This window comes from Pseudarthrobacter sp. NIBRBAC000502770 (genome assembly GCF_006517815.1).
Lineage (GTDB): Bacteria > Actinomycetota > Actinomycetes > Actinomycetales > Micrococcaceae > Arthrobacter > Arthrobacter niigatensis.
Genome location: NZ_CP041198.1, coordinates 1,688,795 through 1,702,909 on the forward strand (window position 1 = coordinate 1,688,795; position 14,115 = coordinate 1,702,909).

At 65.7% G+C, this 14,115-nt stretch carries 14 protein-coding genes; 5 read left to right on the top strand and 9 right to left on the bottom strand.

The features are described from left to right. Nucleotides 1-53: 53 nt before the first annotated feature. From era to NIBR502770_RS08155, 4 genes are read right to left on the bottom strand one after another with little or no spacing between them, the layout of a single operon-like run. Nucleotides 54-1,013 (bottom strand): GTPase Era, encoded by a 960-nt coding sequence (gene era, locus NIBR502770_RS08140; protein ID WP_141160388.1) that lies wholly within the window; start codon nt 1,011-1,013, stop codon nt 54-56. Next, nucleotides 997-2,328 (bottom strand): hemolysin family protein, encoded by a 1,332-nt coding sequence (locus tag NIBR502770_RS08145; RefSeq protein WP_141181622.1) that lies wholly within the window; start codon nt 2,326-2,328, stop codon nt 997-999. The genes era and NIBR502770_RS08145 overlap by 17 nt, the downstream gene beginning before the upstream one ends. Next, nucleotides 2,325-2,798 (bottom strand): rRNA maturation RNase YbeY, encoded by a 474-nt coding sequence (ybeY, locus tag NIBR502770_RS08150; RefSeq protein WP_141160386.1) that lies wholly within the window; start codon nt 2,796-2,798, stop codon nt 2,325-2,327. Before ybeY ends, NIBR502770_RS08145 begins: the two co-directional genes overlap by 4 nt. Beyond that, nucleotides 2,795-3,883, bottom strand: a complete 1,089-nt coding sequence (locus tag NIBR502770_RS08155; protein WP_141181623.1) for a PhoH family protein — start codon at nt 3,881-3,883, stop codon at nt 2,795-2,797. Before NIBR502770_RS08155 ends, ybeY begins: the two co-directional genes overlap by 4 nt. Before the next feature lie 411 nt (nt 3,884-4,294). On the opposite strand from NIBR502770_RS08155, the gene NIBR502770_RS08160 reads away from it, so the two are divergent. Further along, nucleotides 4,295-5,212, top strand: coding sequence for a GerMN domain-containing protein (locus tag NIBR502770_RS08160; protein ID WP_141160384.1), 918 nt, complete (start codon nt 4,295-4,297; stop codon nt 5,210-5,212). On the opposite strand, the gene NIBR502770_RS08165 is transcribed toward NIBR502770_RS08160, so the two are convergent. From NIBR502770_RS08165 to hrcA, 3 genes are all read right to left on the bottom strand, one after another. Further along, nucleotides 5,205-5,978 carry a 16S rRNA (uracil(1498)-N(3))-methyltransferase gene (locus NIBR502770_RS08165; protein ID WP_141181624.1) on the bottom strand — a complete coding sequence of 258 codons (774 nt, stop codon included), beginning with the start codon at nt 5,976-5,978 and terminating at the stop codon, nt 5,205-5,207. The genes NIBR502770_RS08160 and NIBR502770_RS08165 overlap by 8 nt on opposite strands. 2 nt (nt 5,979-5,980) lie before the next feature. Further along, the gene (gene dnaJ / locus NIBR502770_RS08170) at nt 5,981-7,108 is read right to left on the bottom strand and encodes a molecular chaperone DnaJ (RefSeq protein ID WP_141160382.1); all 1,128 of its coding nucleotides are present in this window, start codon (nt 7,106-7,108) and stop codon (nt 5,981-5,983) included. Between the two features lie 86 nt (nt 7,109-7,194). After that, entirely contained in the window at nt 7,195-8,208 is a 1,014-nt protein-coding gene (gene hrcA, locus NIBR502770_RS08175) for a heat-inducible transcriptional repressor HrcA (protein WP_141181625.1), read from the bottom strand. Between the two features lie 170 nt (nt 8,209-8,378). Here hrcA and NIBR502770_RS08180 point away from each other — a divergent pair, with 170 nt between their 5' ends. Both NIBR502770_RS08180 and NIBR502770_RS08185 read left to right on the top strand, forming a co-directional pair. Continuing rightward, nucleotides 8,379-9,230, top strand: a complete 852-nt coding sequence (locus NIBR502770_RS08180; RefSeq protein WP_141181626.1) for a DUF3097 domain-containing protein — start codon at nt 8,379-8,381, stop codon at nt 9,228-9,230. A gap of 121 nt (nt 9,231-9,351) precedes the next feature. Further along, a complete protein-coding gene (locus NIBR502770_RS08185) occupies nt 9,352-9,762 on the top strand; it encodes a DUF4870 domain-containing protein (protein WP_141160379.1) in 411 nt (136 codons plus the stop codon). Nucleotides 9,763-9,798: 36 nt separating this feature from the next. Here NIBR502770_RS08185 and hemW read toward each other — a convergent pair whose 3' ends face one another. Both hemW and lepA read right to left on the bottom strand, forming a co-directional pair. Then, nucleotides 9,799-11,028 (bottom strand): radical SAM family heme chaperone HemW, encoded by a 1,230-nt coding sequence (hemW, locus tag NIBR502770_RS08190; RefSeq protein ID WP_141181627.1) that lies wholly within the window; start codon nt 11,026-11,028, stop codon nt 9,799-9,801. 25 nt (nt 11,029-11,053) lie between these two features. Next, on the bottom strand, nt 11,054-12,910 hold the full coding sequence (lepA, locus tag NIBR502770_RS08195; protein WP_141181628.1) for a translation elongation factor 4: 1,857 nt from the start codon (nt 12,908-12,910) through the stop codon (nt 11,054-11,056). 174 nt (nt 12,911-13,084) lie between these two features. On the opposite strand from lepA, the gene NIBR502770_RS08200 reads away from it, so the two are divergent. Together NIBR502770_RS08200 and rpsT are read left to right on the top strand one after the other, a co-directional pair. Then, nucleotides 13,085-13,636 (top strand): type II toxin-antitoxin system PemK/MazF family toxin, encoded by a 552-nt coding sequence (locus tag NIBR502770_RS08200; protein ID WP_141181629.1) that lies wholly within the window; start codon nt 13,085-13,087, stop codon nt 13,634-13,636. Between the two features lie 170 nt (nt 13,637-13,806). Beyond that, nucleotides 13,807-14,067, top strand: a complete 261-nt coding sequence (gene rpsT / locus NIBR502770_RS08205) for a 30S ribosomal protein S20 (protein ID WP_018761400.1) — start codon at nt 13,807-13,809, stop codon at nt 14,065-14,067. Nucleotides 14,068-14,115: the final 48 nt, after the last annotated feature.

Here is a 14,115-nt window from a genome sequence, read left to right on the forward strand (position 1 = left end):
GTCCAGTCTGGTCAACTTACCTTGCACGCGCCCGCGAACAGTCCCAATGCTGGTCAGAAACCGAGTTTGACCAGTTGTTTCGGGTCCCGCTGCCAGTCTTTGGCCACCTTGACATGGAGATCAAGGTAGATGCGCGTGCCAAGGAGGGCTTCGATGCCTTTGCGCGCGTTGGTACCGACTTCACGCAGGCGGGCACCGCCCTTGCCGATGATGATGGCCTTCTGTGAGGGGCGCTCGACGTAGAGGTTGACACGCACGTCCAACAGGGGGCTGTCTTCCGGCCGGTCATCACGGGGAACAATTTCCTCCACCACGACGGCGAGGGAGTGCGGAAGCTCATCCCGGACACCCTCCAGGGCTGCTTCGCGGATCAGTTCTGCCACCATGACAGCCTCGGGTTCGTCCGTCAATTCCCCGTCCGGGTACAGCGGGGGCGACGGCGGCATGTGGCTGATGAGCACATCGGCCACCGTTTCCACCTGGAAACCGTCGGCAGCGGAAACGGGGACGATGTCCTTCCAGCCGTCCTCGCCCATCACCTCGCGGCCCAGGGCGGCAACGGCCAGGAGCTGTTCCGTCAGTGCCTGCTTGTCCACGAGGTCGGCTTTGGTGACGATGGCGATCACAGGCTTGCGGCCCACGGCTGCAAGTTGGGCGGCGATGAACTTGTCGCCGGGCCCGATCTTTTCGTTGGCAGGCAGGCAGAAGCCGATGGCGTCCACTTCGGCGAGGGTGTCGGCCACCAGGTCATTGAGGCGCTTGCCGAGGAGGGTGCGGGGACGGTGCAGCCCCGGTGTGTCCACCAGGATCAGCTGGGCGTCGTCGCGGTGCACGATGCCCCGGATGGTGTGCCGGGTAGTCTGCGGCTTGGCGGACGTGATGGCCACCTTCTTCCCTACCAATGCATTGGTCAGGGTGGACTTGCCCGCGTTGGGCCTGCCAACCAGGACAGAAAACCCCGCGCGGAAACCGCCGAAGTCGTCCGGTTCGGCAGCCTTACTTTTCTTGCTCACGTGGAACTCCCTGCTGGGTTGTTTCGGCCTCTTCGAGGAGGCCTTCAAGGTCAGTCTCTACTCTTGGTACGGGCGCCGCAATGATGTGGCTGACGCGGTTCCGCCGGCCCTCGAGCCGTTCGGCCCGCAGCGAGACGCCCTGCACGTCAACGCTGCTTCCCACGATGGGGACACGGCCGAGCGCCTTCGCGAGGAGGCCGCCCACTGTGTCAACCTCGTCGTCGTCAATTTCGAGGTCGAAAAGCTCGCCGAGGTCGTCGATGCCCATGCGGGCGCTGACCCGGTAGGAGCCGTCCCCCAGCGCCACGGCTTCGGCGCTCTCGGTATCGTATTCGTCCACGATCTCGCCCACGATCTCCTCGATCAGGTCCTCGAGGGTTACCAGCCCGGCGGTGCCGCCGTACTCGTCGATGACGATGGCCACGTGCGTGGACTCCTTCTGCAGCTCGCGCAGGAGGTCGCTGACGGGCTTCGATTCGGGCACATAGCGCACCTCGCGGGCCAGTGATTCGACCAGCGGCGGCTCCTGCCCGGGTCCCATCTGGTGGATAACGGCGGCCACGTCCTTGAGGTAAACGATGCCGAGGATGTGGTCCGTGTTCTCGTTGATGACCGGGATCCGCGAATATCCCGAGCGCAGGAACAGCGACATCGCCTGGTGGAGGCTGGAGCCAGCGTCGATGCTGACGATGTCCGTCCTGGGGACCATGACGGCCCGCACCAGGGTATCGCCGAAGTCGAAGACCGACTGGATCATTTCGGCTTCGGTGTCCTCGATCATGTCCGACTCGCTGGCGCGGTCAACGAGTTCCCGGAACTCCTGCTCGCTGAAGAACGCGTCGTCGCCGCCGGGTGCGCCTGGAGCTGCCGAACTTCCCAAAGCCACCAGCCAGCCCGGGATGGGACCCAGCACGCTGGTGAGGAACCGGACCATCGGGGCGGTGAAGCGGACGACCGCGGAGGAGTGCAGCCTGCCGAGCTGGCGGGGTGAGACCCCAACGATCACGAACCCCAGGACGGCCATGATGCCGGTGGCGACAAGTCCTGCGAGCCAAACGTTGTCGAGCAGGCTTGCGATCAGGACGGCGACGGCCACCGCGGAGGCCATTTCGAACCAGACGCGCCAGAAGCGAAGCGCCCGGGTGTGGGCCACGGGTTCAGCCAGGATGCGGCGCATCGCATTGTCGCGGCTCCTGTGGAGTGCCTCTTCGGCGTCGTGCCGCGGAAGGAAGCTGAAGGCAGCCTCGGCCGCCGTCAGCAGGGCTGCGACGGCAAGGAAGACCAGAGCCACCGCAACCAGCAGCAGTTGCGTCACTGGGTGGTCTCGGCAGGTGCTTCTTTGCCGGTGAAGCCGGACAGGAGTTCCCGCTGGAGCCCGAACATCTCCGCCTTCTCTTCCGGTTCGGCATGGTCGTAGCCCAGCAGGTGAAGGATGCCGTGCGTGGTAAGCAGCAGCATTTCGTCCTGCAGCGAATGCCCGGCGTTCCTGGCCTGGACCTTGGCGACCTGCGGGCAGATGGCGATGTCGCCCAGCATGCCCTGGGGCGTGGGCCGTCCGGGTGTCCCGGGGGTCAATTCGTCCATGGGCACCGAGAGCACATCCGTGGCGCCCGGTTCGTCCATCAGTTCAATGTGCAGCTTCTCCATGGCCGGCTCATCCACGAGGAGAATGGACAGTTCGGCCTGCGGATGGATGTAAAGGTGTTCGAAGATGTACCGTGACAGGGCCACAAGCGCGGACTCATCCACCTGGATGCCGGACTCGTTGTTGACCTCGATACTCACGCGTGTTCCCCCCGTTTTTCGCGGCTTGCTGAATGCTTGACGCGGCTCCGCTGGGCTTCGTCCCAGATGCTGTACGCGTTGACGATGTCGCCGACCAGCCTGTGCCTGACGACGTCGGCGGCGTCCAGGACGGAGAAGTTCACGCCCTTGATCCCCTGCAGGATTTCTTCGACGATCCGCAGCCCGGATCGCGTCCCAAAGGGAAGGTCCACTTGGGTCACGTCTCCGGTGACCACCATCTTGGACCCGAACCCGAGCCGGGTGAGGAACATCTTCATCTGTTCCGGCGTGGTGTTCTGGGCTTCGTCGAGGATGATGAAGGCGTCGTTGAGGGTGCGTCCGCGCATGTAGGCGAGGGGTGCCACTTCGATGGTGCCGGCGGCCATGAGCCGGGGAATGGATTCGGGGTCCATCATGTCGTGCAGGGCGTCGTAAAGCGGCCGCAGGTAGGGATCGATCTTGTCGCTGAGCGTGCCCGGCAGGAACCCGAGACGCTCCCCCGCCTCTACCGCAGGGCGCGTCAGGATAATCCGGCTGACTTCCTTCTGCTGCAGTGCCTGCACGGCTTTCGCCATGGCCAGGTAGGTCTTGCCGGTACCGGCCGGGCCGATACCGAAGATCACCGTGTTGGCGTCGATGGCGTCAACGTAGGTCTTCTGGTTGAGCGTCTTGGGCCGGATGGTCCTGCCGCGGCTGGAGAGGATGTCGTGCGTGAGCACGTCCACGGGATTCTGCAGCGACTGCGTGCGGAGGAGGGCCACCAGCTGTTGCAGCACCGCTGGGGTGATGACGGTGCCCCGGGCCACAAGGCCACGGACCTCCTGGAGGAGCCGCATGATGCGGGGAACGTCGCTGACCGGTCCGCTGATGGACAGTTCGTTGCCGCGGGCATGGAAGTTGACGTCCGGGAACTGCTCCTCGATGAACCGCAGTGCCTCGTCATGACTGCCGAGCGACTGAACCATCTGGTCGGAGTTCTCGAAGAGGACTACTTCGGTCCGGATGCCGGGAAGGGAGTGCGGGAATTCCCCCGGACTGCCATCGCCCGTGTTGAGCCGGCGCTTACCATTTGCTGATTCAGTCATGGTGCTGGCCCGCAGGCCCGTGGTCCCCTCAAAGATCGACATCAGTTGTTCGCTGCAGCCGATACCCGATGAACGGGGCACCTGCCGGCGGTCCCTTTATCTTACGCCAGCACACGCCCCGGCCGGATACCTGCCGGGCCAGTGACCTGCACCTCCGCCACCCTGAAGTGCCGTTTGCGGGCAGCGAAAAGCAGCGTTTGGTATCAACTTCATATCGGCCTCATATCGTTCCCGTTGCAGTTGGGGCCGGGGAGGCGAATGTGCGGTTGGGGCGGCCCTCCCCTGTGTAATGCTGGAAATCCAGCATCTGCTGGAACGCCAGGCCGCCAGGGGGATCGGCCCGCCACGCCATGAAAGGACAAGGGCAGGACAGTGCCGGAAACCTCTGTGCCCGAAAGGGCAGGACGACCCATGGGGCGCCTGCGCCCGGCCGTCCTGGCAGGAATCCTGGTGCTCGTTCCGGTCCTCACTGCCTGCACTGCCGAAGGCGGACCAGCCCCCACGGGGACCGTCGCCTCGGTCCCCGCCACAGGCGGCACCATGCCGGACGCTCCCTCCACCAGCGCCCCCCTGGAAACCACCCAGTCCTCCAACAAGGCGCCCGTGTACTGGATCGGCCGCACGGGCGGGAACGTCTTCCTCTACCGCGAGTTCCGGGACGTCCCGGAACAGGAAAACCCGGTGACCCGCGCCCTGCGCGCCATGATGTCAGAGAAACCGCTTGACCCTGACTTCTTCACGCCGTGGCAGAACCCGGACAAACTTGCCACGTCCATTTCAGGCAAGGACATCATCACCGTTGACGTCTCCGCAGATGCCTTCAACAGCAACCTCGACGCTGATATGGCAGCCCGTGCCATCCAGCAGCTGATCTATACGGCCACCGCCGCCGCTGCCAGCTCGGGCCTGATCGACACCGGGCAGCAGGTCCGGGTCCGGATCCTGGTGGACGGCCACACGGACTACGTGGCGTTCGGAAAAGTCCAGCTGGGCGCGCTGATGACCCGGGCCGCCGGCCTAGTGGCACCGGTCTGGATCATCGATCCCCAGGAAAACACCGAGGTGCCCAGCGGCAGCGTGAAAATCACCGGCCGCAGCACGTCGCCGGGGGCAAAGCTGCACTGGCAAATCCTGCAGTCCGGGGACGGTGGCAGCAAATCGCCCTTCCTGACCGGAGAAACCACGGCGGCCGCCGGGCAGGGGCAGGCCGGAGTTTTCACGCTGGCGCTCAACCTTCCGCCGGGCGACTATGAGCTCCGGGTGGCCCAGGCAGGTTCCGGCGGGGAGCCGGACCGCAATGAGGACACGAGGTCCTTCAAAGTCAGGTAGCGGTCCACCGGCCAAGGATGTCGCTTGCAAGCACGACGGCGGCGGGACCGGCTGTGGAGGACCGCAGGACGTGGTGCCCCAACAGGGCAGTCACGGCACCTTTGTCGCAGAGTTTCGTTACTTCCCGCGGGCTGATTCCACCCTCCGGACCGACAATCAGAAGGACTTCCAGGATTCCCGCCCGGGCATTCCCCTGCCACTCTTCAAGGACAGCACGCAGCGGGCGCACTGCGTCTTCGTGCAGGATGACTGCCAGGTCAGCGGCCTCCACTGCAGCGGACAGCCCTGCTGTTTCAACCGCTGCCCGGACTTCGGGAATCCAGGCCCGCCGGGCCTGTTTGGCGGCTGCCGCCACGGCGGATTCCCACTTGGCGTGGGCGCGGGCGGCCCTGTCGCCCTTCCACCGGACGATCGACCGTTCCGACTGCCACGGTATGACGGCGTCGATCCCCAGTTCGGTGGCCGTCTCGATCGCCAGCTCGTCACGATCTCCCTTGGCCAGCGCCTGGACCAGCACCAGCCGTACGTCCGGCATTTCATCCGTGGCCACGGCACCGCACTCCACTTCAAGGCCGGAGGGTGCAGCGGAGACGACCTTTCCGGTCATGCGGGTGCCGGCCCCGTCGACGATGTCCACCGACTCCCCCGGCGACAGCCGTTTAACCGTGACTGCGTGGCGTGCCTCGGAACCGTCCAGGACAAAGTGGCCGCCGGGGGCCATTCCGGCCAGCGACCCGGCGGGTGTGAAGAAGACGGGATTGCTCACCGCTACAGGTTACCGAACCGGTCCCGGAGCTTGGCGAACATGCCGCCGCTGGCAGCGAGCTTTCCCTCGGTGATCTGTTCCCCGCGAAGCTTGGCGAGCTGCCGGAGGAGGTCTTCCTGCGCCGGGTCGAGCTTCGCCGGGGTGTCCACCTGGAGGTGGACCTTCAGGTCCCCGCGGCCGTAGCCGCGCAGGTGGGTGACACCAAGGCCGCGCAGGGTGATGACCTCGCCGGACTGTGTTCCCGGCTTGACGTCGATGTCCTGGGTGCCGTCGAAGGTTTCCAGGTTGACGTCGGTGCCCAGGGCAGCGGCAGTCATGGGGATGTGCAGGGTGGCGTGCAGGTCGTCGCCTTCCCGCACATAGGTGGCGTCATTGTTGACGCGGATTTCCACGTACAGGTCGCCGGCGGGGCCGCCCGCCGGGCCGGCCTCACCCTGCCCGGAGAGCTGGATCCTGGTTCCGGTGGCTACGCCGGCGGGGACCTTGATGGTCAGCGAACGCCGGCTGCGGATCCGGCCCTGGCCGCTGCATTCGTTGCAGGGGTCCTTGATGACGGTGCCGAAGCCTTCGCAGGTGCCGCAGGGGGCCGCAGTCATGACCTGGCCCAGGATGGAGCGGACGGCCCGCTGGACCTGGCCGCTGCCGCCGCAGATGTCGCAGCGCTCGGGGTGGGTGCCGGGCCGGCAGCAGGATCCCTCACAGGTGGGGCAGACCACGGCGGTGTCCACTTCGAGCTTCTTGTTCACGCCGAACACGGCGTCGCGAAGGTCGATCCGGACGCTGATGAGGGCGTCCTGGCCGCGGCGGACACGGGAAGCCGGGCCGGAGCTGCCCCCGGCGCCGAAGAAGGTGTCGAAGATGTCCTGGAATGCGAAGCCCTGGCCCGCGTAGCCGGCTCCGCCGAAGCCGTTGTCCGTGCCGTTCTCGTTGCCCGTGGTGTCGTAGATCCGCCGCTTCTGGGGGTCGGAGAGGACCTCGTAGGCGTGAGTTACTGCCTTGAAGCGTTCCGAGGCATCCTCACCGGGGTTTACGTCCGGGTGGAGGGTGCGGGCCAGTTTGCGGTAGGCCTTTTTGATCTCTTCGCCCGTAGCTTCGGGTGAGACTCCAAGGACGTCATAGTGGCTGCTCAAAGTTCGTATCTCTTCCTTGTTGTACTGCGTTCAGTCGGGCGGCCCGGCCCGTTGTTCCCGGCCGGAACATGCTCCGGCCGCGCGGGTCAGGGCCCCAAAATCCTGGAAAGGTACCGGGCCACTGCCCGGACGGCGGCCATGGTGGTGGGGTAGTCCATCCTGGTGGGCCCGAGGATTCCTACCTTGGCGACGCTGTCGGGGCCGTAGCCGGTGGCCACCACCGACGCTTCGGCCAGGCCGTCGTAGGGGTTTTCCCTTCCGATGCTGACGGCAACGCCGCGGTGGTCCTGGGCCATCTCGCTCAGCAACCGCAGCATCACCACCTGCTCCTCGAGGGCCTCGAGCACGGGACCGATGCTGAGGGGGAAGTCAACGTTTGACCGGGCCAGGTTGGCTGTCCCGGCCATGACCATCCGGTCCTCCCTGGTGTTTTGCGCCAGCCCCTCGAGGCCAAGTGCCAGGGCGTGCGCAGCCTGCCGCTGTGCCTGTGCCGTGCCGGCCACGACGGAGGGAAGCGCCGTGGCAAGCCGGCTCAGCGGCGTCCCGGACAGTGCGGCGAGGAAACGCGTGCGGAGTGCTGCCACTGCGTCGTCGCCCAGGTCCTGGCCGACGTCGATGACCCGCTGCTCCACCTTGCCGCTGTTGGCAATGAGGACCACCAGCACCTTGCGGGGGGCAAGCAGCACGAATTCGATGTGGCGCACCAACGCCTTGCTGAGGTGCGGGTACTGGACCACAGCCACCTGGTTGGTCAGCTGCGACAGCAGCCGGACGGTGCGGTCCAGGACGTCGTCGAGATCGTCTGCGCCTTCAAGGAGGGACTGGATAGCCCGGCGTTCGGCCGCCGACAGCGGCTTGACCGCCGAGATCTGGTCAACGAAAAGCCGGTAGCCCTTGTCCGTGGGAATCCGCCCTGCACTGGTGTGGGGGGCCGTGATTAATCCCTCGTCCTCAAGGGCCGCCATGTCATTCCGGATGGTTGCGCTGGAAACCCCAAGGTGGTGCCGCTCAACCAGGGCTTTCGACCCAACCGGCTCGCGGGAGTGGACGTAGTCCTCCACGATGGCCCGCAGCACTTCCAGTTTGCGTGGCTCGCTCACTCTCCACCTCCATCCATGGTGCAGGGCCCATGCCCCGCCAGATGCCACCTTGTTAGCACTCGACATGCCTAAGTGCTAACAGTCTATTATGCCTTGGCCCGTTGTTAGCATTGGTACCGCTCCGGGCGAAATTCCGGTGCGGAGGACCTAGCGCTAGGCGGATCGAATCCATGGATTACCAAAACTGGGGGCCCCGCGGCATTTCCGCCCCGGCCAAGTCGGAATTGCCCGAGGTGCCGGTGGAGCGGGGCATGGTGCTGGAGGATGTGCAGTCAGGCTGGGTAGGCGCCGTGACGCGGGTGGAAAAGTCCGGAGGGATGCACGTGGTTGCCCTGGAGGACCGCCGCGGGAAGTCCCGGTCCTTCAAGCTGGGCTTCGGTTTCCTCCTGGAGGGCCGCCCCATCAGGCTCATACCCCCGGCGCCGCGGCCGGCTGCCGGCGCTCCGGTTGCCGGCAGGACGGCCTCCGGTTCTGTCCGGGTCGCCGGCCAGCGGGCCCAGGTGGCCAAGGCAAGCCGCATCTGGGTGGAGGGCAAGCACGACGCCGAACTCGTGGAAAAGGTCTGGGGCGACGACCTTCGGGTGGAAGGCATCGTCGTCGAACCCCTGCACGGCATCGATGATCTGGCGGCGGCGGTTGCCGGCTTCAACCCCGGTCCCGGCCGGCGGCTCGGCGTCCTTGTGGACCACCTCGTTCCGGATTCCAAGGAGTCCCGCATTGCCGACGCGGTCATGGCATCCCCCGGCGCGGCCGGGAATGTCCTGATCGTGGGACACCCCTATGTTGACGTCTGGCAGGCCATCCGGCCGGCGGTCCTGGGCATCGACAAGTGGCCGGCCGTGCCCCGCGGACAGGATTGGAAGACCGGGATCCTCAAAGCCTTCGGCTGGCCGCACGCCAACAAGGAGGACATCGGCCTCGGATGGCAGAAGCTGCTGGGCGCCGTACGCACCTACGCCGACCTGGAAGCATCGCTGCTGGGGCGGGTTGAGGAAGTCATCGACTTCCTCACCGTGCCCTGAGGGGCGGACACCGCGCCGGAAGCCAGTATTCTTGGTAGTGCAATGCCGCCTTTTTCAGGGGCATTGCACTACGCGCCCGTATTTGACGTCAGCACCACTTGCATCTCCGAAGGAACAGACTGTGGCAGAAAACGCACGTGATCACAGGGATGGCCAGGGCCGCTCCGAGTACCATGGCGTCCCCGCCAATGCCCTGCCGCTCACGGCCAGCGAAGACCGCCAATGGGCCACGCTGGCACATTTCGGCGGGATCCTTGGCTGTGTCCCCTCGCTGCTGATCTACCTGATCTTCCGCGACCGCGGGCCGTTCACCGCGCAGGAATCCAAAGAGGCGCTGAACTTCAGCCTGCCGCCCACCATCGCCGCCGTGCTGGCCAACATCCTGGTGTTCATCCCCTATGTTGGCAACATCTTCGCCGTGATCGCGACCCTGATCTGGGTGGCGCTGACCTGCTTCTCGGTGGCCGCAGGAATCCACGTCAACAAGGGCCAGCCGCACCGCTACCAGTACAACCTGCGCTGGCTCAAGTAGCGGCGCAGGCCCTCCCCCTGGACGCGCCGGTGGCCGTCAGTCCGGAAGGACGCGGCGGACCACAGCGTCCGCCAGGAGCCTGCCCTTCAGCGTAAGAACAAGGCGGCCCTTGAAAGCGGCGGCCGGCTCCACCAGGCCGTCAGCGATGAGCCCGGCAACCTGGTGCCTGCCCCCGGCGCCGAGGGCCGAAACCTCAAGCCCTGACTGCAGGCGCGCCTCCAGCATCACCCGCTCCATGTTCCTGGTTCCGGCGTCAAGGGTTTCCCGGCCCGCCGCGGGCGAATGCCCCTGGGACAGTCGGTTGGCATAAGCGGACGGGTGCTTCACGTTCCACCAGCGCACCCCGCCCACGTGCGAATGCGCGCCGGGGCCGATGCCCCACCAGTCGTCGCCACGCCAGTAGGCCAGGTTGTGGCGGCACGCGTGCTCCGGGCTCCGCGCCCAGTTGCTGACCTCATACCAGCCGAGCCCGGCGTCGGTGATGAGCTGGTCGGCGAGTTCGTACTTGTCGGCGTGGTCGTCGTCGTCAATTCCCGGCACCTCGCCGCGGCGCATCTGCGCCGCCAGCTTGGTCCCGTCCTCGACAATCAGGGCGTAGGCGCTGATGTGGTCCGGCTGGTAGGACAGGGCAGTCTCCAGGGAGTGGCGCCAGTCGGCCAGCGACTCCCCCGGCGTCCCGTAAATCAGGTCCAGGCTGACATCCAGCCCTGCCTCCCGCGCCCACTGCACCACCTGCGGAACCCTGCTGGGCGTGTGGGTGCGGTCCAGGACCTTGAGCACGTGCGGGACGGCGGACTGCATCCCAAAGGAGACCCTGGTGAAGCCCGCCTCCTTGAGGACGGCAAGGGACTCCGGCGTGACCGAATCCGGGTTGGCTTCCGTGGTGACCTCGGCGCCGTCCTCGATGCCCCACTGGCCGACGGCAGCGCGAAGGATCAGGGCAAGGTCATCAGCCGGAAGCAGGGTGGGCGTGCCGCCCCCGAAAAAGACAGTGCTGAGCTTGCGCTCCGGCAGCCCGGACCGTGCCATCACGGTGCCGGCCAGGGACACTTCCGACACAGCGGTTTGGGCGTAGGCGTCCTGTGACGCGCCGCCGCCCAGTTCCGTGGCGGTGTAGGTGTTGAAGTCGCAGTACCCACAGCGCACCGCGCAGAACGGGATGTGGACATACAGGCCGAAGGCCCGGGCCGCCGCACCGTCTGCTGCCTGGGCAGGCAGCAGACCGTCCGACGGCGCCGGGTCGCCGAGGGGAAGCGTGCTGGGCATCAGCGGGTCCCCTGCTGCGCGGTGGTCACTTCTTCTTGGCCTTGTCCTTCGATTCGTCGGTGGTCAGGGCGGCGATGAACGCTTCCTGCGGCACCTCCACCGTGCCCACCATCTTCATGCGCTTCTTGCCTTCTTTTTGCTTCTCCAGCAGCTTGCGCTTCCGGGAGATGTCACCGCCGTAGCATTTGGCCAGCACGTCCTTGCGGATGGCCCGGATGCTTTCGCGGGCGATGATCCTGGAGCCGATGGCCGCCTGGATGGGCACCTCGAACTGCTGCCGCGGGATGAGTTCGCGGAGCTTCCCGGTCATCATCACACCGTAGGCATAGGCCTTGTCCCGGTGGGTGATGGCGCTGAAGGCGTCCACTTGTTCGCCCTGGAGCATGATGTCGACCTTCACAAGGTCGGCAACCTGTTCGCCGTCGGCCTTCCAGTCAAGGGAACCGTAGCCACGGGTCTTGGACTTCAGGATGTCGAAGAAGTCGAACACGATTTCCGCCAGCGGCAGGCGGTACCGGATTTCCACCCGGTCCTCGGAGAGGTAGTCCATGCCGCCCATGACGCCGCGGCGGGACTGGCACAGTTCCATGATGGCGCCGACGAATTCGTTGGGGGCCAGGATGGTGGCCGACACCATGGGTTCGCGGACCTCAGCGATTTTGCCCGTGGGGTACTCACTGGGGTTGGTCACGCGGACCACCTTATTGTCCTCCAAAGTCACCTCGTATTCCACGTTCGGTGCGGTGGAGATCAGGTCGAGGTTGTACTCGCGCTCCAGCCGTTCGCGGGTGATCTCAAGGTGCAGCAGGCCCAGGAAGCCCACGCGGAACCCAAAGCCCAGCGCGGCCGAGGTCTCCGGCTCATAGACCAGTGCGGCGTCATTGAGCATGAGCTTTTCGAGGGCGTCGCGGAGTACCGGGTAGTCCGCGCCATCCAGCGGATACAGGCCCGAGAACACCATGGGTTTGGCGTCGGCGTAGCCGGGCAGGGACTCGGCCGCCGGCTTGGCAAGGTTGGTGACGGTGTCGCCCACCTTGGACTGCCGGACGTCCTTGACGCCGGTGATCAGGTAGCCCACTTCACCTACGCCGAGGCCCTTGGAGGGTGTGGGTTCCGGGGAGCTGACGCCTATTTCCAGGAGTTCGTGAGAGGCCCTGGTGGACATCATCTGGATGCGTTCGCGGGGGTGGAGCATGCCGTCCACCACGCGCACGTAGGTCACGACGCCCCGGTAGGTGTCGTAGACCGAGTCGAAAATCATGGCGCGGGCCGGCGCGTCCGGGTCGCCTTTCGGCGCCGGCAGGTCCTGGACGATCTTGTCCAGGAGGGCCTCCACGCCGACGCCGGTTTTACCGGACACCCGCAGGACATCCTCGGGGTCGCCGCCGATCAGGCTGGCCAGTTCGGCTGCGTACTTTTCAGGCTGGGCCGCCGGGAGGTCGATCTTGTTAAGGACCGGGATGATGGCGAGATTGTTTTCCATGGCCAGGTACAGGTTCGCGAGCGTCTGGGCCTCAATGCCCTGGGCCGCGTCGACCAACAGGATCGCGCCTTCGCACGCGGCCAGCGACCTGGACACCTCATAGGTGAAGTCCACGTGGCCAGGTGTGTCGATCATGTTCAGCGCGTAGCTGACACCGTCCACCTCCCACGGCATGCGGACTGCCTGGGACTTGATGGTGATGCCGCGTTCGCGCTCAATGTCCATCCGGTCCAGGTACTGGGCCTTCATGTCGCGCGCCTGGACCACCCCGGTGGACTGCAGCATGCGGTCAGCAAGGGTGGACTTGCCGTGGTCGATATGCGCGATGATGCAAAAGTTCCGAATAATTGCCGGATCTGTCGCGGCGGGCACCGGTGCGGTGCGGGCCATGGGAGACACGCAGGGTCCTTACTGTTGGCTTTTCTGCAGCCCTCCGCCAGGCACACCGAAAGGCGCCCGCGGTCCAGCCGCACATCTTGAACTTCCAGTGTCCCACGTCCCGGACCCCGCCTCCGCATCCTGGCGGCTCGTCCACAGCACCCGGTGCCGCCACTCCGCCGATAGGCTGTCCGGATGGCAATGAATCTGCGTTCTCTGGGCAACGCCGTCCGCCGCGGCCTGCGCATGCTGCAAAACCGGCCCCCGACCCAGCCGACCGCCCCGGAACAGCATTCAGGCGGCCGCGGCCCCGCGTCCGGCAGCCTCGGCGTGCCCGCCGAGGCTGCCGCCTATCCCGGTGATTACCGCGGCCGCGTCTCCGTCCGCTACGCTCCCCAACCGGACGGAGACCCGGATCCGGGCGAGGTGGTGTGGGCCTGGGTCCCGTACGAAGAGGATCACGGTAAGGGGAAGGACCGGCCGGTGCTGCTGGTGGGCCACAATGGCCCGTATCTTTTGGGGCTGATGCTGACCAGCAAGGACAGGGTTCCCGCCGGTTCGTCGTCCATGGATTATGTGGATTTGGGCGCCGGCGGCTGGGACAAGCAAGGCAGGCCCAGCGAAGTACGGCTGGACCGTATCCTGCAGATCCGCGCGGAATCCATCCGGCGCGAGGGTGCGGTGCTGGACAGGGCCCGCTTTGAAAAGGTGGCGTCCGGCCTCCGGCGGCGACACGGCTGGGAGTGACCGCCCGGAAATGGCCAGAGCGGCCGCTGACCTGCTAGTCTTTATTGCTGTGTGTCCGTGCAGGTCGACGGTCACTGATGGTTGGCCGCCATAGGTATCCCCACGCCGCTCAGTCAAGGCCAGCCTGAAAGCCCTCTAGACCATTTCCGCATTACAAAGAGAGTTCACACGTGGCGAATATCAAGTCCCAGAAGAAGCGCATCCTGACCAACGAGAAGGCCCGCCTGCGCAACAACGCAGTCAAGTCTGAGCTGAAGACGGCCATCCGCGCCGTCAACACTGCTGTTGAGTCCGCTGACAAGGAAGCTGCTACTACTGCGCTCGTTTCTGCCAGCCGTAAGCTGGACAAGGCTGTCAGCAAGGGTGTTCTGCACAAGAACAACGCAGCGAACCGCAAGTCGGCGATCTCCAAGAAGGTCAACGCACTCTAAGGTTTCCAGTTCCCACGAACTGATGGTGTGGCCGGTACCCAAGGGTAC

Excerpts from the sequence above, each read along its gene's own strand:
- NIBR502770_RS08155 (WP_141181623.1), bottom strand. The coding sequence starts at position 3,883 with ATGACTGAATCAGCAAATGGTAAGCGCCGGCTCAACACGGGCGATGGC.
- NIBR502770_RS08160 (WP_141160384.1), top strand. The coding sequence starts at position 4,295 with ATGGGGCGCCTGCGCCCGGCCGTCCTGGCAGGAATCCTGGTGCTCGTT.
- NIBR502770_RS08180 (WP_141181626.1), top strand. The coding sequence starts at position 8,379 with ATGGATTACCAAAACTGGGGGCCCCGCGGCATTTCCGCCCCGGCCAAG.
- hemW (WP_141181627.1), bottom strand. The coding sequence starts at position 11,028 with ATGCCCAGCACGCTTCCCCTCGGCGACCCGGCGCCGTCGGACGGTCTG.
- NIBR502770_RS08200 (WP_141181629.1), top strand. The coding sequence starts at position 13,085 with ATGGCAATGAATCTGCGTTCTCTGGGCAACGCCGTCCGCCGCGGCCTG.